This window comes from Streptomyces sp. DH12 (assembly GCF_020873895.1).
In the GTDB taxonomy this organism is placed as follows: Bacteria; Actinomycetota; Actinomycetes; order Streptomycetales; family Streptomycetaceae; genus Streptomyces.
In genome coordinates, this window is the sequence record NZ_JAHWGT010000874.1 from 1 (window position 1) to 475 (window position 475).

Sequence of the window (475 nt, forward strand, 5' to 3'; positions counted from 1 at the left end):
GCTCGACGCCCATCTGGCCGAGCCGATCGCCGACTGCCTCGCCACGGACGCCGACGGCCGCCCCTGCATCGAGGCCAAGTCGCCGCTCGACCTGGAACGCGACCTGGGGCTGCCCGGCGGCAACATCTTCCACCGCGACCTGTCCTGGCCCCACGCCCAGGACGGCACCGGCCGCTGGGGCGTGGAGACGGCCCACGCCAATGTGCTGCTCTGCGGCGCCGGAGCGGTGCGCGGCGGCGGGGTCAGCGGGGTGCCGGGGCACAACGCGGCGATGGCCGTGCTGGAGGCCGGCCAGGCCTGAGGGCCCGGCCGGCCGGGGTCCGCCTCAGCCGTCCTCCCGGCTCCAGCCCTCCGCCCGGAGCCGGGCCGCGTCGGCGGGGCGGGCCTCGTCGAAGAGCCGCCGCCGGCCCTTCTCGACGCGCATTCCGTCGACGTAGGCGCCGCGCCCGACGTACAGGCGGTCCGTGTGTACCGC

At 77.5% G+C, this 475-nt stretch carries 1 pseudogene; it reads left to right on the top strand.

From position 1 onward, the window contains the following. Nucleotides 1–301, top strand: a pseudogene (locus LPA54_RS37545) (FAD-dependent oxidoreductase); the annotation flags it as partial. Nucleotides 302–475 lie beyond the last annotated feature (174 nt).